A 22,328-nucleotide genomic window follows, 5' to 3' on the forward strand; every position below is an offset into this window, starting at 1 on the left:
TGCTTGGCTTGATATATTGTTAAAGAACGTTTCGCTCGGCCCTTTCGGAACTCTCGAGCGGGATGCGTATTTTACGCTTTCCCTTGTCAGCGTCAAGATCATTTTTGATCTTTTTTTGCAGGCGCTACGCGCCGCTGACCGTTATCCCCTTTGGCTTTGCCCTCGGTGACAACGGCGGCGAATTATAAGGATCATTTAACTGGGTGCAAGATCTTTTTGCGAAATAAATACTGACTGCTTTTTTTTTGAACAGATTGAACGATCTTTGTCTGTTTATTGTCTATAAACACTGCTAATGTTCTGTAAAGCGTTTCTAAAAACAATAACAACATAACGAATCACTAGGGGTGTGCAATCGATGAAATCAAATACAGCACTTACAATAGCGCTGGCTGTTGCCTTCGGTGTAGCCTTACCAAATGCTGCACAAGCTATTACCATAAGTGACGAAATAGGTTACATAGATAGCAATAGCTACCAGCTCACCGAAGATAACAAACGCCTAGTTAATACCTATTTACGCATGTTTCGTTATTACACCAAGCGAAACTTCTCGGCCACTCGTACCGTACGCGTCCTTTTAAGCAATTACCCAGAGCATGTCGAACCTATTCTTCACGCGGCGTTTGAACGTTACCCAAAAAGCTACGAGCAAATAATCAAAGCCGCTATCGACGCTGAACCTGGTTTCACCAAAGACATCATGGCAGTAGCTATGCACACCCAGGTCGCCAAACCTGCGGAACTCGTACGTATTGCGGTCGAAGCCGAGCCTGCTTACGCCGATGAGATTGTAGTTGAAGCCAGCCGAGTAGATCCCGCTAATGTTGAAGAACTTGTTCGTGTAGCCGTTAAGGTTGAACCTGAAATGGCAGACAGTATCATGCAGTCCGCCAGCGCATCACAACCGGAGAAAGTTGAGGGAATTGTACATGCTACATTAAGTGTGTTGCCGGCAATCGGTGACTACCTAGCCAGCTCCCTATCTGACTTAATCGACTTGATTGCTAGTGATGATGCCGAACCCTCGGCAAATGAAGTCACTTCACGAAAAGAGGCATTATCGGTGCTTAAAGGCGCGTATCGTGCTGGTATGAGCTATCAAGAAATAGAGACCATAGCTAATGCACATGGCATTGGTGAAGAAGAAATAGCAACGGTTATTGAATCTAAAGATAGCGGGTCATAATCCTTAACGCTCAAAAAACACAAACAAAAAAGCCGCTCAAATGAGCGGCTTTTTTTAATTCTCGTGAGAGAATTTTACTCTTCTACTGCAACTTCTTCAGCTTCAGTAGCTTCAACTTCTGGACGGTCAACTAGCTCAACATAAGCCATTGGCGCGTTATCACCAGCGCGGAAACCACACTTCATAATACGAGTGTAACCACCAGCACGTTCTTGATAACGTGGGCCAAGTTCGTTGAACAACTTACCAACCACTTCTTTGTCGCGAGTGCGAGCAAACGCCAAACGGCGGTTAGCTACGCTATCTTGCTTCGATAAAGTGATAAGCGGTTCGATCACACGACGAAGTTCTTTGGCTTTAGGAAGTGTTGTTTTAATCACTTCGTGACGCACAAGTGAGCTTGCCATGTTGCTGAACATCGCTTTGCGATGGCTGCTGTTGCGGTTGAGTTGACGACCACTCTTACGATGGCGCATACCTATACCCTTCTCAGTAATTCTCTGTAAAAGATGGTTTAGTCGCGATCAACAAGACTTGCTGGCGGCCAGTTTTCTAGGCGCATACCTAGAGACAAACCACGTGAGGCAAGTACGTCTTTGATCTCGGTCAGCGATTTCTTACCAAGGTTAGGAGTCTTCAACAACTCAACCTCAGTGCGCTGTACTAAATCACCAATGTACTGAATAGCTTCTGCTTTCAAACAGTTCGCAGAACGCACAGTTAATTCCAAATCGTCTACCGGACGTAACAGAATCGGATCGAATTCTGGTTTTTCTTCTTTCTCTTCCGGTTCGCTCATGTCACGCAATTCAACAAATGCTTCTAGCTGTTCAGCTAAAATAGTTGCTGCGCGGCGAATCGCTTCCTCTGGATCCAGAGTGCCATTCGTTTCCATGTCGATAACCAGTTTGTCCAAGTCGGTACGCTGTTCAACACGAGCTGAATCAACGTTGTACGCAATGCGCTCAACTGGACTGAAAGAAGCGTCGACAAGTAGAAGCCCGATCGGACGCTCTTCATCGTCAGCGGACTGACGTGCCGAAGCTGGAACATAACCACGACCACGCTCAACTTTGATTGACATCTCAATCTCAGTATCACCTGTCAAAGTACAGATCAGGTGGTCTGGGTTAACAATCTCGACATCACCATCAGTGGTGATATCGCCAGCCTTGACAGGGCCCGCTCCAGATTTTTTCAAGGTCAGCGTAGCTTCATCTTTACCTTCCATGGTGACTGCTAAGCCTTTAAGGTTCAGCAGAATTTCGATGACATCTTCCTGAACACCCTCTTTACTGCTGTATTCGTGTTGAACGCCGTCGATTTTTACTTCAGTCACAGCCACACCTGGCATAGATGAAAGTAAAATACGGCGCAACGCGTTGCCCAGCGTGTGACCGAAGCCACGCTCAAGAGGCTCCAACGTCACTTTTGCGTGAGTCGGGCTGATTTGTTCAATGTCGACTAGCCTTGGTTTAAGGAATTCGGTAACAGAACCCTGCATTGTGTCCTCTCTTTATGCTTAAGCTTTACTTAGAGTAAAGCTCTACGATCAACTGTTCGTTAATTTCAGCAGACAAGTCTGAACGCTCTGGAAGACGCTTAAATTGACCTTCCATTTTGTTCGCGTCTACTTCTAACCACACTGGCTTTTCACGCTGATCAGCGAGATCCAATGCGGCGGCGATGCGCGCCTGCTTTTTCGCTTTTTCGCGAACGGACACAACATCTTCCGGACGAACTTTGAACGACGGAATGTTGACTACCTGGCCATTCACTACCACTGCTTTGTGGCTCACCAACTGACGTGCTTCAGCACGAGTTGATGCGAATCCCATGCGGTAAACGACGTTATCTAAACGTTGCTCAAGCAATTGCAGCAGGTTCTCACCAGTGTTGCCCTTAATACGGGCAGCTTCTTTGTAATAGTTACGGAATTGCTTTTCGAGTACGCCATACATACGACGAACTTTTTGCTTTTCACGTAACTGCAAACCGTAATCAGACAAACGGCCACGACGTGCGCCGTGCTGACCCGGTGCGCTTTCGAGTTTACATTTCGTATCGATCGCGCGTACGCCGCTCTTCAAGAACAAATCTGTTCCTTCGCGACGACTCAGTTTGAGTTTTGGACCCAAATATCTAGCCATGTTCTTTCTCCAACTATCGTATGGCGCCTATTAAACGCGACGTTTCTTAGGCGGACGACAACCGTTGTGAGGAATAGGCGTCACATCAGTAATGTTCGTGATGCGATAACCTACAGCGTTCAACGCGCGAATCGATGATTCGCGACCAGGACCTGGGCCCTTTACGAACACTTCTAGGTTCTTCAACCCATATTCCTTCGCCATTTCACCCGCGCGCTCAGCAGCAACCTGTGCAGCGAATGGTGTTGATTTACGTGAACCACGGAAACCAGAACCACCTGCAGTTGCCCATGCTAACGCGTTACCTTGACGGTCAGTGATGGTCACAATGGTGTTATTGAAAGATGCATGGATGTGAGCCATGCCATCAGCGACTTGCTTTTTAACGCGCTTACGAGTACGAGTTGGTTGTTTAGCCATTGCTCAACTCCTTACTTCTTAATTGGTTTACGCGGACCTTTACGGGTGCGCGCATTAGTTTTAGTGCGCTGTCCACGTAGAGGCAAGCCACGACGATGACGAAGGCCACGGAAACATCCGAGGTCCATCAAGCGTTTGATATTCATAGAAACTTCACGACGTAGGTCGCCTTCTACAGCGAATTTACCTACTGCTTCGCGAAGCAGATCTAGTTTTTCTTCTGACAAAGAGCCGATCGTAGTATCTTCCGCGATACCCACTGCAGCAAGAATGTGCTTTGAGCGGGTACGGCCGATACCGTAGATCGCAGTCAAGGCAATGACTGCATGCTTATTGTCAGGAACGTTAATGCCAGCGATACGGGCCACTAACACGTCTCCTATAGTTTATGGGTGACCGGATTTGAAAAGCCCGTTAGGATACTCAACCGGTCGCCAATTTGCAAACATATCAAAGCCGCAGCCAAGAAATTTTTCTAGGCTGCGGGCTTCTTTCTCGAATTAACCTTGCCGTTGCTTGTGCTTAGGGTCACTGCAAATTACACGCACAACACCGTTGCGCTTGATAACTTTACAGTTACGGCAGATTTTCTTCACGGAAGCACGAACTTTCATTGCTACACTCCGTAATTATCCAACCTTAACGGCCGAAGCCTTTAAGATTAGCTTTTTTCAGGACCGAGTCATACTGATGCGACATCAGATGAGTCTGGACCTGCGCCATAAAATCCATGATAACTACAACGATAATCAGTAGTGATGTACCGCCGAAGTAGAACTGAACGTTCCATGCAATCATCATGAACTCAGGAACCAAACAGACAAAGGTAATGTACAGCGCGCCCGCAAGCGTCAACCGGGTCATTACTTTATCGATGTAACGTGAGGTTTGCTCACCTGGACGAATACCAGGGATAAACGCTCCCGACTTCTTCAAGTTATCTGCTGTCTCGCGCGGATTGAAAACCAACGCGGTATAGAAGAAACAGAAGAAGATAATTGCCGCTGCATAAAGCATCACGTACAAAGGCTGACCTGGTGACAATGTCAACGACAGCTCTTGTAAGAAGTTAGCTACCATGCCCTCGCCTTGGCCAAACCAAGTTGCGATAGTGCTTGGGAACAAAATAATGCTCGATGCAAAAATTGGCGGAATTACACCAGCCATATTAACTTTCAATGGCAAGTGTGTACTTTGCGCCGCAAAGACTTTACGACCTTGCTGACGTTTCGCGTAGTTTACCACAATTCGGCGCTGACCGCGCTCCACAAAAACTACGAAATACGTCACGGCGAAAACAATCACACCAATCAGCAATAACAACAATAAATGTAAGTCACCTTGACGTGCTTGCTCAGCCGTTTGCCCAATGGCAGACGGTAGGCCCGCAACAATACCGGTGAAAATAAGAATAGAGATACCGTTACCAATCCCACGTTCAGTGATCTGCTCACCAAGCCACATCAGGAACATTGTTCCCGTGACTAAGCTCACAACCGCTGTAAAGTAGAATCCGAAACCGGGATCAATAACGAGTCCTGGCATCAGACTTGGTAAGCCAGTGGCAATACCAATTGACTGGAATGTTGCGAGTACCAAGGTACCCCAACGCGTGTATTGGCTAATCTTACGACGACCTGCTTCACCTTCTTTCTTAAGCTCAGCCAAACGTGGATGAACCACCGAGGCTAACTGCATAATAATCGATGCGGTGATGTACGGCATGATACCCAAAGCGAATACCGATGCACGTTCAAGTGCACCACCGCTGAACATGTTAAACATGGCAACGATGGTGTCTTTTTGCTGGTCAAATAATTGCGCCAATACAGCGGCATCAATACCAGGAATAGGCACAAAGGAGCCCGCACGGAACACGATCAACGCGCCGAGTACAAACAGCAGGCGTCGTTTTAGTTCCGAGGTGCCGCCTTGAGCTCTGTTAGATTCCAATCCTGGTTTAGCCATTTGCTCTATCCTTCGATTTTGCCGCCAGCGGCTTCAATAGCTTCGCGGGCGCCTTTGGTGACCTTGATGCCTTGTACTGTAACAGCACGATTGATTTCGCCTGACTTGATTACTTTAACGAACAGAATGTCGTTACGAATCAAACCAGCTTCTTTCAAGCTCGCCATGTTAACAGTATCACCAGCAACTTTCGCTACTTCAGCAAGGTTTACTTCTGCAGTCACGAATGACTTACGTGAAGTAAAACCAAACTTCGGCAAGCGACGTTGGATTGGCATTTGGCCGCCTTCAAAACCTGGCTTCACAGAACCGCCTGAGCGAGACTTTTGACCTTTATGGCCACGTCCACCAGTTTTTCCTAAGCCTGAGCCAATACCACGTCCAAGACGTTTTTTGCTGGTTTTAGCACCAGGTGCAGGGGAGAGTGAGTTCAAGAACATCGTATTAGTCCTCCACCTTTACCATGTAAGTGACTTGGTTCACCATGCCGCGGACGGCTGGAGTATCTTCCAGCTCGACCGTGTGACCAATGCGGCGTAGACCAAGACCACGTAGAGTAGCTTTGTGCTTCGGCAAACGACCGATGCTGCTACGCGTCTGTGTTACTTTGATTGTCTTATTCGCCATTGTTCACTACCCCAAAATGTCTTCAACGCGCAATCCACGCTTAGCCGCCACTTGATCTGGCGACTTCATGTTGTGAAGTGCCTTGATAGTTGCACGTACAACGTTGATTGGGTTGGTTGAACCATATGCTTTTGACAGCACGTTGTGCACGCCTGCTACTTCAAGTACTGCACGCATCGCACCACCGGCGATGATACCTGTACCTTCAGAGGCTGGCTGCATGAATACCTGTGAACCTGAGTGACGGCCTTTTACAGGATGTTGCAAAGTGTCGCCTTTCAGCTGCACGGTTACCATGTTGCGACGCGCTTTTTCCATTGCTTTTTGAATAGCAGCTGGAACTTCGCGAGCTTTACCGTAACCGAAACCCACTTTACCCTGACCATCACCAACCACAGTGAGTGCAGTGAAGCTAAAGATACGACCACCTTTAACTACTTTTGCTACACGGTTTACTGTGATTAGCTTTTCTTGCAGGTCACTTTGTTGAGCTTCTACATTTGCATTTGCCATGTTCGTCTCCTAGAACTGAAGTCCAGCTTCACGAGCTGCGTCAGCTAAAGCTGCAACGCGACCGTGATAACGGAAACCACTGCGATCGAAAGCAACATCTTTAATGCCTTTCTCAATCGCCCGTTCAGCGATCAGCTTACCAACTGTTTTAGCTGCATCGACGTTACCAGTTGCTTTAACCGCGTCTTTGACTGCTTTTTCAACTGTTGAAGCTGAAGCTAGTACTTCAGAACCGTTCGGTGCAATGAGCTGTGCGTAAATATGCCGTGGTGTACGGTGAACGACCAGGCGGTTTGCACCCAACTCAAGCATTTTCTTACGTGCGCGAGTTGCGCGGCGTAAGCGAGCTGTTTTCTTGTCCATCGTCTTACCTTACTTTTTCTTGGCTTCTTTACGGCGCACTTGCTCATCGGCATAACGTACACCCTTACCTTTGTAAGGTTCAGGCTTACGGTACGCGCGAATGTTAGCGGCAACTTGGCCAACTAACTGCTTGTCTACACCTTTAACGACTACTTCAGTTTGTGTTGGGACTTCGATAGTAATTCCCTGCGGGATATCGAACTCAACAGGATGAGAGAAGCCTAAAGTTAAGTTGAGTTTAGAACCGGCAGTATTTGCACGGTAACCAACACCAACTAACTGCAGCTTACGCTCATAACCTTGCGCAACACCAACCACCATGTTTTGTAGTAACGCGCGCGCTGTACCCGCTTGAGCAGTTGCATTTGCAACGCCTTCACGAGGGATAGTACGCAATACGTTGTCTTCTTGTACAAGTTCGACAGCGTCGTTAACTACACGGCTCAATGAGCCTTTGGCACCTTTAATTGTCACTTCCTGGCCATTTAGCGTAACTTCAACGCCAGCAGGAATGGCAATAGGTGCTTTAGCAACTCGTGACATTTCCTAACTCCTCGTTACGCTACGTAACCGATAACTTCACCGCCAAGACCCGCTTTGCGAGCGGCGCGGTCGGTCATCAGGCCTTTAGAAGTTGAGACGACAGCCACACCTAAACCACCCATAACTTTAGGTAGTTCGTTGCGTTTCTTGTAGATACGCAGACCAGGGCGACTTACGCGCTCAATTGATTCGATAACAGGCTTGCCTTCAAAGTATTTCAACGTTACTTCTAGTTCAGCTTTCACTTCACCAGATACGCTGAAATCCGCGATATAACCTTCTTCTTTCAGAACTTGGGCAATAGCCACTTTCTGTTTTGAAGCAGGCATGCGCACGGCGACTTTGTTAGCACCCTGAGCGTTGCGGATGCGAGTGAACATATCCGCAATTGGATCTTGCATGCTCATATTTGCTTTCTCCCGTGACTCGTGGCTTACCAGCTAGCTTTTTTCAAGCCAGGAATTTCACCGCGCATCGCTTTCTCACGAACTTTGATTCGGCTCATACCGAATTTACGTAAGAAACCGTGAGGGCGGCCTGTAACGCGGCAGCGATTACGCTGACGGCTAGGGCTTGAATCACGCGGGAGACTTTGCAATTTCAGCACGGCTTCCCAACGCTCTTCATCCGAAGTATTCGGATCGCTGATCACAGCTTTAAGTGCGATGCGTTTCTCTGCGTATTTAGCTGCAAGCTTTTGACGCTTGAGCTCACGCATTTTCATTGCTTCTTTAGCCATAACTCTACACCTTACTTCTTGAACGGGAAGTTAAAGGCAGCGAGCAAAGCGCGAGCTTCGTCATCAGTGCCTGCAGTAGTTGTGATAGTGATATCCAAACCACGAACCCGATCAACTTTATCAAAGTCGATTTCAGGGAAAATGATTTGCTCACGCACACCCATACTATAATTTCCACGTCCGTCGAATGATTTAGGGTTCAAACCACGGAAGTCACGAACACGAGGAATTGCAATAGAGATTAAACGCTCTAAGAAATCCCACATACGCTCGCCACGCAGAGTCACTTTACAGCCAATTGGGTAGCCTTCACGGATTTTGAAGCCAGCGACAGATTTACGAGCAACGGTACGAACTGGGCGTTGACCAGAAATAGCTTCTAGGTCAGCCACTGCGTTGTCGAGAATCTTTTTGTCAGCCAGAGCTTCACCAACACCCATGTTAAGGGTGATTTTCTCAATCCGAGGGACTTGCATGACGCTGTTGTAGCTGAACTGTTTAACCAGCTCAGGAACTACTGATTCTTTGTAAAAATCATGCAGTTTCGCCATCGTAAAACTCCAAATTAAAAATTAAATGATTGCGTTGTTCGACTTGAAGAAACGAACTTTTTTGCCGTCTTCAAGTTTGAAACCAACACGATCTGCTTTACCAGTCTCTGGGTTATAAACCGCTACGTTAGAAACGTCGATTGAAGCTTCTTGCTCAATCACACCGCCAGCAACGCCAAGAGCCGGGTTCGGCTTCTGATGTTTCTTCACGATGTTTACGCCTTCAACGAAAACACGATTTTTAGCGGTGTCGACTTTCAGCACTTTACCACGCTTGCCTTTGTCTTTACCTGCCAGGACTACTACTTCGTCATCACGTTTGATTTTTGCCGCCATAACTGACTCCTTACAGTACTTCTGGTGCCAGAGAAACAATCTTCATAAATTGCTCTGAGCGCAATTCACGAGTCACTGGTCCAAAGATACGAGTGCCAATTGGCTGTTGGTTGTTATTCAACAATACAGCCGCGTTGCGGTCAAAACGGATGACTGACCCGTCTTGACGACGGACGCCTTTTCTGGTGCGAACGACCACCGCATTAACTACATCACCTTTCTTCACTTTGCCGCGAGGAATCGCTTCTTTAACAGAAACTTTGATGATGTCGCCAATGTTTGCGTACCGGCGGTGCGAGCCACCCAGAACCTTAATACATTGTACGCTGCGTGCGCCCGAGTTATCGGCCACTTCCAGTGTAGTTTGCATTTGGATCATTGCAGTGCTCCGCTTGATTAATTAAACAGACCCTCTCGGGTCGCTGTCCGTCCTTTTACTCTTGCTTTTCGTCCGTTGCCTTCGGAAAAGAGAATAAAAGACTTCCCCTTATAAAAAGGGCGGCGAATTGTAACAGATAAAATTTTTAGATGATAGTGCTAGGGATGATTTTCTTAGGGGAAGTTTCGCAGCGGTTTTTGCGTTAACAATTCGAACCAACCACGAACGCCGTCATAGTATCAATTCAACCACGCGAATGCCAGTTAATAACCCTACTTATTTATGAGTTTCAATAGTAGGGTGGAAGGGCTCAACACCACGCTAGCTGCGACCGAAGCAGTTGGCAAGCGACTGATCGAAGTGGTAAATTCAACCTTATAAGACGTTAAGTCGAACGCTTAAACGAAGAAGTCGAGCCCTAGTGAGGACAAATGAACTTAGCTGCAATAGTATTTTTGCCCTTTATCGGCGCAATCCTTCCCCTGCTTTTGGGCGGACGCTCACGGTTGTATAGCACTTTAGCTGCGGCTGGGGTGACCAGCTTCAGTCTCGCCTTACTCATTTACGCCGCACCCCTAGCGCTAAATGGCGCTGTGCCGCACTATTTGCTCGAATGGCTCCCCGACTTGGGGCTTCACATCGCGTTTCGATTAGATGGGCTGTCGTTGTTGTTTGCCGGCCTTATTTTAGGTATCGGTCTATTAGTTATCATCTACGCGCACTATTACCTGAGTGCCAAAGACAGTGCGCCACGTTTCTTTGCCTGTTTGCTGCTGTTTATGGGCTCAATGCTGGGTATTGTTACCGCCGATAACCTTATTCTCATGTGGTTCTTCTGGGAATTGACCAGCATTTCATCATTTTTATTGATTGGTTATTGGTTTCATCAAAGTACCGCACGCCGTGGCGCAAGAATGGCTTTGGCGATCACCGGTGCAGGCGGCCTAGCACTCTTAGCGGGCTTGTTACTGATTGGGAACATTGCCGGCAGCTACCAAGTAGATGCGGTTCTCAATGCCGCCGAAGCAATCAAGAACCACGATCTTTACCTGACTGCCTTAATCTTAGTTTTGATCGGGGCATTCACTAAATCAGCGCAATTTCCATTCCAGTTCTGGCTGCCTCACGCGATGGCAGCACCGACACCGGTAAGTGCTTACTTACACTCGGCGACGATGGTGAAGGCTGGTATCTTTTTAATGGCACGCCTGACGCCAGCATTAGGTGGTACGCCTGAGTGGACCACGATTGTCACCCTCACGGGCTTAGCGACTTTACTGTTCGGCGCTTATTTTGCCTTGCTTAAAACCGACTTAAAGGGCCTACTCGCATTCTCAACCATTAGCCATCTGGGTTTGATCACAATGCTGTTGGGTTTGGGTAGTGCAGGCGCAATCGCCGCCGCACTCTTTCACATTCTCAACCATGCCACTTTTAAAGCTGGTCTGTTCATGATTGCGGGTATCATCGACCATGAAACAGGCTCACGCGATATGCGCAAACTGAGTGGGTTGCGCAAAGCGATGCCCTTCACCATGATACTTGCGGTAATTACTTCAGCAGCGATGGCGGGGATTCCGCTGTTTAATGGTTTCTTATCCAAAGAAATGTTCTTTGCCGAAGCTTACAATCAACACCTATTTGGCGGCTTGTCGTGGTTTGTGCCTGTGCTCGCAACGCTCGGCGCTATGTTGTCAGTAGCCTATTCGGTGCGTTTCGTACATGACGTATTCTTCCAAGAGCCAGCGACCGACTTGCCGAAAAAACCGCATGAGCCGCCGCTAATGATGCGTATGCCGGTGATTTTCTTTGCCATCCTGTGTATTGCAGTCGGCATAGCACCAATGCTGCTCACAGCCAACATCGTGGAAAGTGCTGTGCTCGCTGTGAACGGCACCGTCCCTACTTTAGATATTGCCATTTGGCATGGCTTTAACATGCCGTTGCTCATGAGCGCCCTAGCACTCGCGGGCGGGATTGCGATTTATGTCGGCCGCGCCGAACTCCTTACATTCAGTCGCCAATTTGACCCTCACGATGCCAAAGATGTGTTTGCCAAAATCGTCAGCAACACCACACGTTTTTGTGATGAACTTATGCAACAAGTGGAAAATGGTTCGTTGCAACGTTACGTTGCATTTTTACTGGTGTTTACCTTGGTTGTCGTGATCCCTGAACTTGCCGATATCCTGCAGTTAACGGGGAGTCGACCGCAGCTACCGATTGATGCTGTGAGTTTGGTCGGTGCTGTTTTGCTGATGTTAGCGGCCATTTCGACAGCTATGTTGCACCGCCAACGCCTAACATCACTGATGATGCTTTCGGTAGTTGGCCTTATCGTTTCACTGAGCTTCATTCACTTTTCGGCGCCAGATTTAGCGATGACGCAATTGGTCGTCGAGGTCGTCAGCATCATCTTAATGATTTTGGCATTGTTCTTCATGCCGCAGCGAATTCCACGCGCATCAAGCGGCCGGCGCGTGGCACGTGATGTATTACTGGCGGGCAGTATCGGTGGCATCGTGGGAACCCTTAATTACGCACTTATGACACGCCCGTTCAACAGTATTTCTGACTTTTTCCTTGCCAACTCGGTACCGGGTGGCGGTGGTACTAACGTGGTCAACGTTATCTTAGTCGATTTCCGTGGGTTCGATACGCTAGGCGAAATTACCGTGCTTGCCATTGCCGCCGCCGGCATTCATAAATTACTTAATAATTTACGCCCCTTTATGCCTTCAAGTGACGTCGATGGTCGCCCTTGGCACCGCGTGAAGCATCCATTGCTAGTGCAAACTGTATCGCAAGCGCTGCTACCACTAGCACTAATGGTGTCTGTTTACATCTTCTTACGCGGTCATAACCTACCTGGCGGCGGCTTCATTGCAGGCCTTGTTACGGCCGCCGCAATGATCTTGCAATACATCGCCAATGGCGTCGATTGGGTTAAGTCGCGCTTTGATTACAACTATCAAACGCTGACAGCTGTCGGCGTAATGATCGCATTATTTACTGGGATTGGGAGCTGGCTCTTCGACCACAACTTCCTAACGTCAAGTTTCACTCATGTACATTGGCCATTCATCGGCGAGTTTGAGTTAGCTACGGCGATTTTGTTTGACTTAGGCGTGTACCTAACAGTCATCGGAGCAACGCTCATGATTCTTGCCAACTTTGGTCAAATGACCACGCGTCACCGCCCACGTCAGGAGGGTTATTAATGGAAACGTTGTACGCCATAACCGTAGGAACATTAACTGCCTGTAGCGTGTTTTTAATTTTACGCGGACGGTCATTTCCGATCGTCATTGGTTTAACGATGCTGTCGTATGCCGTAAATTTATTTCTCTTCTCAACAGGCCGCTTGATTGTGAATGAGCTGCCCATCGTTGGGGCGAGTGACAATACCACTGACCCATTACCTCAGGCATTAGTCTTAACCGCGATTGTTATCGGCTTCGCCATGACGGCCTACTCCATCATCTTGGCCGTGCGGGTTCGTGGTGAAATTGGTTCAGATGAAGTCAATGATTACAACTACGCGGAACAGGATGGGCAGCGGTAATGCTAACTAAACATTTAATTACATTGCCTATTGTCATCCCCATGCTGGCGGCACTGCTACAGCTTTTACCGTGGGGTGAACGCGCGCAGTACTATCGCCGCATCATTGGCATTGTGGCCTCCTCATTAACGCTTATTGTGGCGATCATGCTGGTGATCACCGTCCACACGGAAATCGTGGTGTATGCGCTTGGCAGTTGGCAAGCGCCCTTTGGGATTGTTTTGGTTGCAGATAAGCTATCCGCATTGATGGTTCTGTTGACCGCAGTGCTCGCACTCCCAGTGCTGATTTATGCCTGCCACGGAGAAGACAACCTCGGCTCTCATTTCCAAGCGCTATTCCAATTTCAAGTGTTAGGAATCATGGGGGCTTTTCTTACCGGGGACTTATTTAACTTATTTGTTTTCTTTGAAATCTTACTCATTTCGAGTTATGCCCTACTTATGCACGGCGGCGGTAAAGCAAAATTACGCGCCACCTTGCACTATGTCGTGCTCAACCTTACTGGTTCAGCGCTCTTTCTTATCAGCCTCGGCGTGCTCTACGGGATTACCGGGACACTTAATATGGCTGACATGGCCGGCAAAGTTGCGCTACTTCAAGGCGACGATGCTGCAATTGCGCGCGCCGGTGGCATGATTTTATTCATCGTATTTGCACTTAAATCAGCCCTATTGCCGTTGTATTTTTGGCTCCCACAAGCCTATGCAAATACCACCGGAACCGTTGCCGCACTCTTTGCCATCATGACCAAGGTCGGCATTTACGCCATCGTTCGTGTCTTCACTCTGATTTTTGGCGCTGACGCCGGTGAAGTCGCATTTTTGGGCTACGGCTGGTTATGGTGGTTAGGCTTACTGACTATTTTAATTGGCGCATTAGGGGTGCTCGGTAGCCGTGATATTCGTCAGGTGGTGGCCTACTTGGTCCTCGTTTCAGTGGGGACGATGCTCACCACACTTAGTCTGGGTCACAACGATGCGATAAGTGCCTTGCTGTTTTATCTCGTGCACTCGACGCTCGTAACAGGCGCCCTCTTTTTACTTGTTGACATGATCGCAGAACAACGTGGCAAAACCGCGTCACGCATCGTCAAAGGACGTAAAATGGCGCAGCACCAATTATTGGGCGGTTTATTTTTCCTAGCCGCTATTACGGTAATTGGCATTCCGCCGCTCTCTGGTTTTATTAGTAAGTTATTCATCCTTGAGGCTGCCCGTACAGGTGCTCAAGTGGCATGGCTGTGGCCATTGATTCTTGGTGCAACTTTTCTAATGATGATTGCATTGTCGCGTGCTGGCAGCCGTATGTTTTGGCACACCCTTGAGGGTAAACCGAACGATGTAAGCCACCCCTACTGGCAGCACATGGCTGTTGTTTTACTGCTCCTCGGTGCGGTGGCATTGACTGTTTTTGCTCAAGCTTTTTCTGGTTTCACCTCAGCTATCGCGGAACAGTTAGCGAACCCGCAAGGTTACATCTCACAAGTACTCGATGGAGGCCAGCATGAATAAGCTTGTTCCAGCTCCCTGGTGGAGCTTGTTCTTATTAGCGTTCTGGTTGCTATTGCAGAATAAAGTATCCGTAGGTGCAACCTTGCTTGGACTGGTGTTGGCGATCATCATTCCGTTGTATACATTGCGGGCTCGTGATTATCGAACAACCCTGCACCACCCATTACTCGGCGTGCAATACTTTTTTATCTTGTTAGGCGATATCATCGTGTCGAATTTCAATATTGCGGCAATTATCTTGAGGCCTCGAAAAAATATAAAACCGGCACTTATTGAATTCCCACTAGCGATTAGTGGTTCTGTGCCGATTACCATTTTGGCCAGCACCATAAGTTTAACGCCGGGAACCATTTCAGCCGAGCTTGGGCGTGACGGTCGCAGTATTCTCATCCACGCGCTAAATGTCGACGACCCGGAAGCCACAATTCAACAAATTAAACAGCGCTATGAACGTCGTCTAAAGGAGATATTCCAATGCTAGTTTACGCTCTACAAGTGGCATTCGGCTTATTTAGCTTGGCGCTTTTGATGAATATCATTCGCTTGATTCGCGGGCCAAGTTTGCCGGATCGAATCTTAACGCTGGATACCATTTATATTAATTCCTTAGCGCTTTTGATCTTGCTAGGCATTTGGCACGATACCGCATTTTATTTTGAGGCGGCCTTATTGATTGCCATGCTTGGGTTCATCGGCACCATCGCTGCTGCGAAATTTTTGCTGCGCGGCGACTTAATCGAATAGGAGTGACACCATGACAGACTTACCAGTGTGGGCCGATTGGGTCATCTCATTTTTTATCATTTTGGGCGCCAGCTTTGCCTTTATCGGCTCATTGGGTTTGCTAAGGCTGCCTGACTTCATGGCACGCTTACACGCGCCAACTAAAAATACAACATTGGGCGTCGGCGGCGTGATTATTGGCTCTATTCTTTACTTTTCGATGACCGACGGGCTCAGCTTGCACGAATTGCTTATTGCGATATTTCTGTTTCTTACCGCACCGATTAGTGCGCATTTGTTGGCGAAAGCGGGGCTACACCTTGAATTAGAGCTTTCAGAAAACACCCGTGATTTTCGTACCAAGCCTGAACAATACAGTGACAAAGACGACTAGTTGTAACACGGCCCATCAGCTATTAAGCACGGGCCAAGTTGCGCATCTAAAGCAATCATAGTGTCGATTAAGCTGCGTAGATCCACGCCTGCTATGGTTGCATTTTCTACGTTGAGTGCACTGGTCGTGAACACGTCCATCTGACCTGCTGTTAGATAACCCGTACCGCTCACCTCGCCAACAGTAGCGCCAAAATGTTCCGCAGCTAAGTCCGCCATACCTACTATGTCGCGCCCAGCCAAATCGATATCGGCTTCCATGACACTTGCAGCGGGCTGACTCCGGCGAATAAGAGGATTGGTGAATGCCCACTGCTCACTCGCACGCACGGCAAAGACTAAGTTTCCCGTTTGCTCCGCTGTGAACATAGGAGAGGAGCCTTCAAGGTAAACTTGGCTCACCTCTTCTGGTAAATTAGCAATCCGTAACTCAAATTCCCCCGGCGCTACTGCAGTGCCGCTGTACGTCACGCGGTCACCATTGCCGAGTCGATGCTCGGGCCATTCAAGCTCATAAAACGCGAGCAATTCGCTAAAGTGACTCAGATGTTGCTCATGCTGCAACATGAAAGCAGCCACAGCGCGATGCCAAAAAAGTAGCTCCGCCTCTAGGGTTTGTTGCTGTTTGAGGCGCCGCTCATGTTCTGAAAGATTGAAACTATAACGCCAAGTTAGACTAAAAAGGCCTAACAACAAAACGACAATCGGTAACACGAAGCCATGACTTTGCTGGCGTATGAACATCTCAATACACCTCGTCTGCGTGCGCGCGTTGCAGTTGCAATAGAGCTTTGAGCAAGCCTTCATACTGCTTCGTTAGCGCCGTAGATGAGTTTTCATTGATCTGATAGCTTCGCCCAGTTAATAACAACTCTGTAGCTAGACGAAGATGTGAAGCAGCAGCGTTAAACCAAACTTCTGAACGTTCCGGATACTGAGTAGTGCACTCTTGAAAGCGTTTCAGCGCGGCTTGATACGCATGCTGGCGATAGTGAATTGCACCTAAATAACAGGGCGCTTGCGGATCAAGATGTGGCGCAGCGGCAAGGCGTTGTAAAATTCCTTCCGCAAGGTGATAGTCACCTTCTGCATAGGCTCGCATGGCAACTTCTCGCGATGAGTCTTGGCCTGCAACAATACTCGGTGACGGCGAGGTGTTAGTCGCTACGCATGCAGTCATGAACAAACAGGCGAGCGCGATGGCCAGCAGCTCAAAGAACCTCTTCATGATTCACCTCCCGCTCTTCAAAGATCACACGGCGACCACACCAAGCCTCAAGTGGGTATGGGTAACCAGCTTCGCACTCGATAATCGAATGCACTCCCTGAAGTTTGAGCATCACGCCCGGCTGTACATTGCGTCGTATCGCAGTGATGCGTTGATTTTTGTCCAGCCCGACTATATCGATGGCAAATAACATTCCCCAGCTATGTACTGCAGAGCAACTCGGAAACCAATAGGCGTGCCCCCTAGGCAAGCCTCTTTTGGTCAGCAATCCAAGCAACCGTTGGGGAAAACTGGTCAAGACATGAACTTCGTGCCATAGGCAAAATTGTTCGGGACTCATCAGCAAGCGTCCATATTTCATCATGCATCTTCCTTATGCAGCATCAAGACTGGAAATAACCTATAAAAATAGGCCCTAAAATAATGAGAAAGGTTACTGGGAAAAAGCATGTCACTAAAGGTAGTAAAAGCTTAACCCCGACTTCTTGGGCAAATTTCTCCGCCGCTAACTGCTGCTCGCTACGTGCCTGCTCCGCTTGCAACATTAACGTATTTGTTAATGCCGAACCGCTTAATCGCGCCTGAAGTACCGCTGCGGCAAACGACGTGAAGGCAGGGCTAGGCAAACGTGCTTTCATTGCCGAAAAAGCGGCTTCCATAGACACACCTGCGTGCAGTTGTTGTTGCAGTTGCCGTAGTTGTCGAATTGCTACAGAGGCGCTTGGGAGTTGTGCGAGTGCATGGAGGGCAGCAGCAAACGACAAGCCCGAGCGCATTAACATCGCCAGCATATCTAAACAGTTTGGCCATTGTTTTTCGAAGCGGCGTACCAGTAGGCGACGTTTTGCACGTCGCTGCACAACATTGAGCACAATAAGTCCACCTACCCCCCAGCCGACCCAGGTCGGAAGCGGTAACAGCACGCTCAGCACGAGCGCGATCAACATTGCGCTTTGCTCCATCACAAAAAACGCTGTTTCACCCGCTGCACCTGCATGCTCCGCAGCTTTATCAATTTGGCGTCGTAGCCGCGGCGGTAGCCGCTGAAGAACTACCGTGGTATAGCTGTGTAAACGCGGTAACAATCGTTGCGCTAGACTATTCAGAAGAACAAAAATTAATACGCCAATCCCGCAAAATAAGAGACCGAGCAGCCATTTAGTCAGCAACATAAAACTGTCCCAAAATACGACGCGTTAAAAAATAACCAGCCGCCATTAAACAAACACTCGCGACTACCACAATCTGTCCTGCCGAGGTCGTAAGCAATAGCGTGGTGGCGTCTTGGTGTACCGTTTTAAGCGCAAAGAAAAGGCCTAAGGGCAGAAAGAACATGACTCGTCCTTGCAGGCGCGCTTGTGCCGATAAACTTAAGATCCGTTGCTGCGCATAATGTTGTTGCTGAATCGCTTCGGCCATACGAGAAAGTACGTCGGCTTGCTGCCCACCATGGCGCACGCTCGTAACAATGATAAAGCCGAAGAATTGCACAATCGAGGTCGCCGCACGACGTTGAAAGTCAGCAAATGCACTTTCTAAGGTTTCACCGGTGCGCTGCCTTTGGACAATAAGAGATAGTTCGGTCGCTAATGGTGCAGGAACCTGCTGCGCCGTTAACGCTAATGCGGATGCCAAGCCCATCCCGGCATGCAGACTATTTGCTAGTAACCGCAGTGCCTCTGGGAGCTGTTGCTCAATCTGTGCCGTACGCTTTTGGTGTAAAACATTTCTCAAAAGCGGCAAAGCACCAACTGACACAACCATAGTCAGCATCATCGAACGCCAGTCATGGGTAAGTAGCAGGGTTATTAACGCAATCAATGAAGTCAGCAACAGCACTCCATACCAAAACTGCCGCATCGGCAAAAATATGAGAAATACAGCTAAGGACGCTTCAGCGTGCTGTTCAATTTGCTGGCGAGCATCACGATAAATTGCTATTCCTCCCCAAGTCGCTAAACCAAGAGCAAGTATTGCCGTCGCAGTGACAAAGAAAACAACCAACCATTCATCAACACGCATGATCTGTTATCCATTCAGAACGAATTCCCGAGGCTTGTAAGCCACCATCTCGCCGCTCAAAAAGCGGACTCACTTGGTACGCTGAAGACTCGATACCAACAACTTCACTGATCGCGTTCACTACCCTTTGACCATTAGAGCCTCGCGTGACTTGAACAATCACCTCGACGGCGCTGGCAATTTGTTGCCTAATGGCCAACAACGGAAGCTCAAAACCGGCTAGCATCACCATTACCTCCAAGCGTTGTAGGCCTTCTCGTGGGCTATTCGCATGTAAGGTTGTTAGCGAGCCCTCATGTCCAGTATTCATGGCCTGCAACATATCAAGCGCCTCGGCACCGCGACACTCACCAACAATGATCCGATCGGGGCGCATGCGCAGCGCATTGATGAGCAAATCGCGAATGCTCACCAGGCCACTCCCTTCGGCATTCGCAGGGCGCGCCTCGAGCGCGATCAGGTTGGCGTGGTTAAGTTGCAATTCGGCAGCGTCCTCGATGGTAATCAAGCGTTGCTCTGCAGGGATCTCACTGGCTAATAAATTAAGAAAAGTCGTTTTCCCGGTACCGGTACCACCGATGATGAGAATATTTTTTCGTTGTGCGATGACCTTCTTCAAGTAATCGGTTGCTGAACTTGAGAGTGCTCCTGAAGCTTCAAGGTCGGCAAACGTTAAAGCCTTCCGTGAGAACTTGCGAATGGTGAGACACGCGCCACGTAATGCTAACGGAGCGATCACCGCATTGACCCTTGAGCCGTCGGGTAACCTTGCATCGACCATCGGCTGAGCACTATCAATACGTCGGCCTAGTGGTAGCACCATGCGCTCGATAACCTGCAGTAACTCCGCTTCACTTTGAAAGCGTACATCGGACGCTTCTAGGTGCCCACGACGCTCAATGAATATGCCCGCGTAATGATTCACCATGATCTCGCTGATCGAATCGTCAGCCAATAACCCACTAAGCGGACCAAACCCCATGCATGCTTCTATCACGTCATTAACCAAATGCTGATGTTCATGCGTTGGCTGTTCAGCACCGTGTTGCTTTATATAAGCTGACAGAAAATCAAACGCATAGCCCCGCAAGCTATCTGTGCTGGCAAACTCGCGTTGCAGCGTGACGCGTTGTATTTGCAGGCGTAGCGCCTCGATGAGCTGGTTTTTTTCGATCATAGTGTGTTCTCCCCCGCGCCCATAAAGGGTTCTATTAGACCGACACAACCAACGGCATTTTGAAAGCGCTCACGCTTAGCAACAAACTCGGCAAGACTAGCTTGCTCTGCACTTGCAAGTTTGGCTAGACGTGGCGTCACCATTACGATCAGATCCGTTTCCGCTGCACGAAACTGCGTCGACGAAAAAAGTGCACCCAAAATAGGCAACTTGTGCAGCTCAGGAAACCGATCGGCCTGTTGCGCTTGCTCATGTTGAATGAGACCTGATAACACCAGTGTTTCTCCCAACGGTAAGGTCAGTGTCGACGATACGCGTCGGCTTAGAAGGCCAGGTACACCGTTGACTGCTGTCGCCGGATCGATCGAACTTAATTCAGCGACGAGGGTGGCACTTACCTGTTGGTCAGCTAACAGCTTAGGGGAAATTTCTAGCTGTATCCCGTAAGGTCGAAAACTGACATCTTGCATACCCTGAGCGACCACTTGCGGCACCGGAAACTCTCCGCCAACCAGGAAGTCTGCTTTACCTCCACTCATTGCGGTTAGTGTTGGGTTGGCAAGCAGTCGCGCACGTCCCTCACGTTCCATAATATCCAGTGTGGTTTGCGCGCTTAACGGCAGGTGAAGCCAATTCCCCATATCTTGAAGCAACGGGCCGTTGACGTGCCCGGGCCAACGAACACCTATGTGCCGTGCAAATGAGCGTTTGACTTCGGCAATGCGAACTTCGAGCACTAACATCGGTTCGGGTGCTGGCGGAAGCCATTCAATTTGTGACGCAAGACGAGGAAAACGCGCCAGCAAATCGTTCATATCAGCTTTCGCTTGCGCAGGTAGCTGGCCTGATAATCGAATGAGTTCGTCAGCACCATCACTAATCTGTAATTGCGGAAAACGCCGTTGCAATGTCGCTAGCCTGAGTTTTAGATGCTTATCTGGCGCTCGCTTAACAATAAATGTGAATCTTTGCTGAAGCTGACCGGCTTTAAACGTTAACGCTTCTGCTTTACCCGGTTGGTGCCCAGTAATCACCACGGCACCACTAGGCAATTGTTGGTAGCCTAAAACCTCGGGCGAAGTAATGACGATCTCTTCAATTCCTGTCGGAGCGAGTATGTGCGATTCACCGACTTGGACTTGTATTTGTGTGGATGCTGGTGTTGCACCTACCGCACCCAGAAAAAGAAATGCCCCAAGAAAAGACATCATGATCAATTAGCTCCCTGCTTTTGATATGGTAAAGAGGTGTGGTTTTAAAGGTGATTTCACGTGGCTATACTCGGCTTCAGGATGTTGTAGCCACAATGCAAAACCCTGACGCCTAAACCCTTCAAAAATCGCCGCCTGCTCGGCCTTTAATCGGAAAGTAATGGTCACCGCGAGTGCTCCCCCGACGTACTCTTTGCTTTGATTGTCGAGCGCTAACACTTCTATGTTGGTAAGCATACGCAGCGGCTCACCACCACCGCCAGCAACTAAGCTCACCCGATTGCCCACGGCTAACAAACCATGGTGAACCTGCTCGATACCTACTGTTGCCGTAACGGCATAGTCGTCTGGCGCTAGCTGATCACTAAAAGAAGAACGCCTAACTCTGCCTAAGTGACCTAGCATTACCGGCTCCCCAGCGCTGACGAAATTTTGCACGCTGTTACCAACGACAGCCATAGCATCATTGGGTCGCAGCCAATCATCACTGATATAACTCGGCGGGTATTTACGCTGCTGCAAATCGTCAAGCCCAATGACTGCGCCAGCCTCAAGATCGTGACTGAATACCAGCACCCACTCCATCTCTGCGTTGAGACGTTGCTCCAGTTCATGTGACTGTTGTGCTAAATACCGCATAACGAGTTGATAGCTTGCAGTAACCATGGCCAATACCACGAGACCAAGAACAATAAAGCGCCACCCAAACCTAGCCAT

32 protein-coding genes are annotated in these 22,328 nt (G+C 48.8%); 7 read left to right on the plus strand and 25 right to left on the minus strand.

Translation table 11 applies throughout. The annotated features are described in order from the left end of the window. Positions 1-358 precede the first annotated feature (358 nt). Positions 359-1,189, plus strand: a complete 831-nt coding sequence (locus CWI70_RS12015) for a hypothetical protein (protein ID WP_126774082.1) — start codon at positions 359-361, stop codon at positions 1,187-1,189. Between the two features lie 74 nt (positions 1,190-1,263). Here the strand turns inward: CWI70_RS12015 and rplQ are convergent, their stop codons facing one another. The 17 genes from rplQ to rplN form a co-directional block, all read right to left on the minus strand. Further along, positions 1,264-1,665 (minus strand): 50S ribosomal protein L17, encoded by a 402-nt coding sequence (gene rplQ, locus CWI70_RS12020; RefSeq protein WP_126774084.1) that lies wholly within the window; start codon positions 1,663-1,665, stop codon positions 1,264-1,266. Between the two features lie 38 nt (positions 1,666-1,703). Further along, positions 1,704-2,693, minus strand: a complete 990-nt coding sequence (locus tag CWI70_RS12025; protein ID WP_126774086.1) for a DNA-directed RNA polymerase subunit alpha — start codon at positions 2,691-2,693, stop codon at positions 1,704-1,706. 25 nt (positions 2,694-2,718) lie between these two features. Then, positions 2,719-3,339 (minus strand): 30S ribosomal protein S4, encoded by a 621-nt coding sequence (rpsD, locus tag CWI70_RS12030; RefSeq protein ID WP_126774088.1) that lies wholly within the window; start codon positions 3,337-3,339, stop codon positions 2,719-2,721. A gap of 30 nt (positions 3,340-3,369) precedes the next feature. Further along, a complete protein-coding gene (gene rpsK, locus CWI70_RS12035; protein WP_034734070.1) occupies positions 3,370-3,759 on the minus strand; it encodes a 30S ribosomal protein S11 in 390 nt (129 codons plus the stop codon). A gap of 11 nt (positions 3,760-3,770) precedes the next feature. Then, a complete protein-coding gene (rpsM, locus tag CWI70_RS12040; RefSeq protein WP_126774090.1) occupies positions 3,771-4,127 on the minus strand; it encodes a 30S ribosomal protein S13 in 357 nt (118 codons plus the stop codon). 132 nt (positions 4,128-4,259) lie between these two features. Then, a complete protein-coding gene (gene rpmJ, locus CWI70_RS12045) occupies positions 4,260-4,373 on the minus strand; it encodes a 50S ribosomal protein L36 (protein WP_055439830.1) in 114 nt (37 codons plus the stop codon). A gap of 25 nt (positions 4,374-4,398) precedes the next feature. After that, complete coding sequence (gene secY / locus CWI70_RS12050; RefSeq protein WP_126774092.1) at positions 4,399-5,727, minus strand: preprotein translocase subunit SecY; 1,329 nt, start codon at positions 5,725-5,727, stop codon at positions 4,399-4,401. A gap of 5 nt (positions 5,728-5,732) precedes the next feature. Further along, on the minus strand, positions 5,733-6,167 hold the full coding sequence (gene rplO / locus CWI70_RS12055; RefSeq protein WP_126774094.1) for a 50S ribosomal protein L15: 435 nt from the start codon (positions 6,165-6,167) through the stop codon (positions 5,733-5,735). 4 nt (positions 6,168-6,171) lie between these two features. Then, positions 6,172-6,354 (minus strand): 50S ribosomal protein L30, encoded by a 183-nt coding sequence (gene rpmD, locus CWI70_RS12060; RefSeq protein WP_126755500.1) that lies wholly within the window; start codon positions 6,352-6,354, stop codon positions 6,172-6,174. A gap of 6 nt (positions 6,355-6,360) precedes the next feature. Continuing rightward, positions 6,361-6,867: a 30S ribosomal protein S5 gene (gene rpsE / locus CWI70_RS12065; protein WP_126755499.1), complete on the minus strand. Its 507-nt coding sequence runs from the start codon at positions 6,865-6,867 to the stop codon at positions 6,361-6,363. A gap of 9 nt (positions 6,868-6,876) precedes the next feature. After that, entirely contained in the window at positions 6,877-7,230 is a 354-nt protein-coding gene (gene rplR / locus CWI70_RS12070; RefSeq protein ID WP_126774096.1) for a 50S ribosomal protein L18, read from the minus strand. A gap of 9 nt (positions 7,231-7,239) precedes the next feature. Continuing rightward, positions 7,240-7,773, minus strand: a complete 534-nt coding sequence (gene rplF / locus CWI70_RS12075; protein WP_126774098.1) for a 50S ribosomal protein L6 — start codon at positions 7,771-7,773, stop codon at positions 7,240-7,242. A gap of 14 nt (positions 7,774-7,787) precedes the next feature. Further along, on the minus strand, positions 7,788-8,180 hold the full coding sequence (rpsH, locus tag CWI70_RS12080) for a 30S ribosomal protein S8 (RefSeq protein ID WP_034734085.1): 393 nt from the start codon (positions 8,178-8,180) through the stop codon (positions 7,788-7,790). 26 nt (positions 8,181-8,206) lie between these two features. Then, positions 8,207-8,512 carry a 30S ribosomal protein S14 gene (rpsN, locus tag CWI70_RS12085; RefSeq protein ID WP_126774100.1) on the minus strand — a complete coding sequence of 102 codons (306 nt, stop codon included), beginning with the start codon at positions 8,510-8,512 and terminating at the stop codon, positions 8,207-8,209. Between the two features lie 11 nt (positions 8,513-8,523). Beyond that, positions 8,524-9,063: a 50S ribosomal protein L5 gene (rplE, locus tag CWI70_RS12090; protein WP_126774102.1), complete on the minus strand. Its 540-nt coding sequence runs from the start codon at positions 9,061-9,063 to the stop codon at positions 8,524-8,526. 21 nt (positions 9,064-9,084) lie between these two features. Next, a complete protein-coding gene (rplX, locus tag CWI70_RS12095) occupies positions 9,085-9,399 on the minus strand; it encodes a 50S ribosomal protein L24 (protein ID WP_126764557.1) in 315 nt (104 codons plus the stop codon). 10 nt (positions 9,400-9,409) lie between these two features. Further along, positions 9,410-9,778: a 50S ribosomal protein L14 gene (rplN, locus tag CWI70_RS12100; RefSeq protein ID WP_026861019.1), complete on the minus strand. Its 369-nt coding sequence runs from the start codon at positions 9,776-9,778 to the stop codon at positions 9,410-9,412. A gap of 431 nt (positions 9,779-10,209) precedes the next feature. On the opposite strand from rplN, the gene CWI70_RS12105 reads away from it, so the two are divergent. Genes CWI70_RS12105 through CWI70_RS12130 form a run of 6 tightly spaced genes read left to right on the plus strand, consistent with a single transcriptional unit; the run spans position 10,210 to position 15,974 of the window. Continuing rightward, positions 10,210-12,999, plus strand: coding sequence for a monovalent cation/H+ antiporter subunit A (locus CWI70_RS12105; RefSeq protein ID WP_126774104.1), 2,790 nt, complete (start codon positions 10,210-10,212; stop codon positions 12,997-12,999). Next, positions 12,999-13,343 carry a Na+/H+ antiporter subunit C gene (locus CWI70_RS12110; protein ID WP_126774106.1) on the plus strand — a complete coding sequence of 115 codons (345 nt, stop codon included), beginning with the start codon at positions 12,999-13,001 and terminating at the stop codon, positions 13,341-13,343. The genes CWI70_RS12105 and CWI70_RS12110 overlap by 1 nt, the downstream gene beginning before the upstream one ends. Beyond that, a complete protein-coding gene (locus CWI70_RS12115) occupies positions 13,343-14,857 on the plus strand; it encodes a monovalent cation/H+ antiporter subunit D (protein ID WP_126774108.1) in 1,515 nt (504 codons plus the stop codon). The genes CWI70_RS12110 and CWI70_RS12115 overlap by 1 nt, the downstream gene beginning before the upstream one ends. Then, a complete protein-coding gene (locus CWI70_RS12120; protein ID WP_126774110.1) occupies positions 14,850-15,338 on the plus strand; it encodes a Na+/H+ antiporter subunit E in 489 nt (162 codons plus the stop codon). The genes CWI70_RS12115 and CWI70_RS12120 overlap by 8 nt, the downstream gene beginning before the upstream one ends. Then, positions 15,332-15,601 carry a K+/H+ antiporter subunit F gene (locus tag CWI70_RS12125; RefSeq protein ID WP_126774112.1) on the plus strand — a complete coding sequence of 90 codons (270 nt, stop codon included), beginning with the start codon at positions 15,332-15,334 and terminating at the stop codon, positions 15,599-15,601. Before CWI70_RS12120 ends, CWI70_RS12125 begins: the two co-directional genes overlap by 7 nt. A gap of 10 nt (positions 15,602-15,611) precedes the next feature. Then, positions 15,612-15,974, plus strand: coding sequence for a Na+/H+ antiporter subunit G (locus tag CWI70_RS12130; RefSeq protein WP_126774114.1), 363 nt, complete (start codon positions 15,612-15,614; stop codon positions 15,972-15,974). Here CWI70_RS12130 and CWI70_RS12135 read toward each other — a convergent pair. Genes CWI70_RS12135 through cpaB form a run of 8 tightly spaced genes read right to left on the minus strand, consistent with a single transcriptional unit; the run spans position 15,971 to position 22,328 of the window. Next, positions 15,971-16,717: a hypothetical protein gene (locus CWI70_RS12135; RefSeq protein WP_126774116.1), complete on the minus strand. Its 747-nt coding sequence runs from the start codon at positions 16,715-16,717 to the stop codon at positions 15,971-15,973. The two genes, CWI70_RS12130 and CWI70_RS12135, sit on opposite strands and share 4 nt — an antisense overlap. A 1-nt stretch (position 16,718) precedes the next feature. Continuing rightward, positions 16,719-17,201, minus strand: a complete 483-nt coding sequence (locus tag CWI70_RS12140) for a hypothetical protein (protein WP_126774117.1) — start codon at positions 17,199-17,201, stop codon at positions 16,719-16,721. Next, positions 17,185-17,565, minus strand: coding sequence for a DUF192 domain-containing protein (locus CWI70_RS12145; RefSeq protein ID WP_126774119.1), 381 nt, complete (start codon positions 17,563-17,565; stop codon positions 17,185-17,187). The genes CWI70_RS12140 and CWI70_RS12145 overlap by 17 nt, the downstream gene beginning before the upstream one ends. Before the next feature lie 19 nt (positions 17,566-17,584). Next, positions 17,585-18,373 (minus strand): type II secretion system F family protein, encoded by a 789-nt coding sequence (locus CWI70_RS12150; RefSeq protein ID WP_126774121.1) that lies wholly within the window; start codon positions 18,371-18,373, stop codon positions 17,585-17,587. Continuing rightward, on the minus strand, positions 18,360-19,223 hold the full coding sequence (locus CWI70_RS12155) for a type II secretion system F family protein (protein ID WP_126774123.1): 864 nt from the start codon (positions 19,221-19,223) through the stop codon (positions 18,360-18,362). Before CWI70_RS12155 ends, CWI70_RS12150 begins: the two co-directional genes overlap by 14 nt. Continuing rightward, the gene (locus CWI70_RS12160) at positions 19,213-20,400 is read right to left on the minus strand and encodes a TadA family conjugal transfer-associated ATPase (RefSeq protein WP_126774125.1); all 1,188 of its coding nucleotides are present in this window, start codon (positions 20,398-20,400) and stop codon (positions 19,213-19,215) included. The genes CWI70_RS12155 and CWI70_RS12160 overlap by 11 nt, the downstream gene beginning before the upstream one ends. Then, on the minus strand, positions 20,397-21,611 hold the full coding sequence (locus tag CWI70_RS12165; protein WP_126774127.1) for a type II and III secretion system protein family protein: 1,215 nt from the start codon (positions 21,609-21,611) through the stop codon (positions 20,397-20,399). The genes CWI70_RS12160 and CWI70_RS12165 overlap by 4 nt, the downstream gene beginning before the upstream one ends. 6 nt (positions 21,612-21,617) lie before the next feature. Beyond that, on the minus strand, positions 21,618-22,328 hold the full coding sequence (cpaB, locus tag CWI70_RS12170) for a Flp pilus assembly protein CpaB (protein ID WP_126774129.1): 711 nt from the start codon (positions 22,326-22,328) through the stop codon (positions 21,618-21,620).

This window comes from Pseudidiomarina homiensis, assembly GCF_003987225.1.
GTDB lineage: Bacteria > Pseudomonadota > Gammaproteobacteria > Enterobacterales > Alteromonadaceae > Pseudidiomarina > Pseudidiomarina homiensis.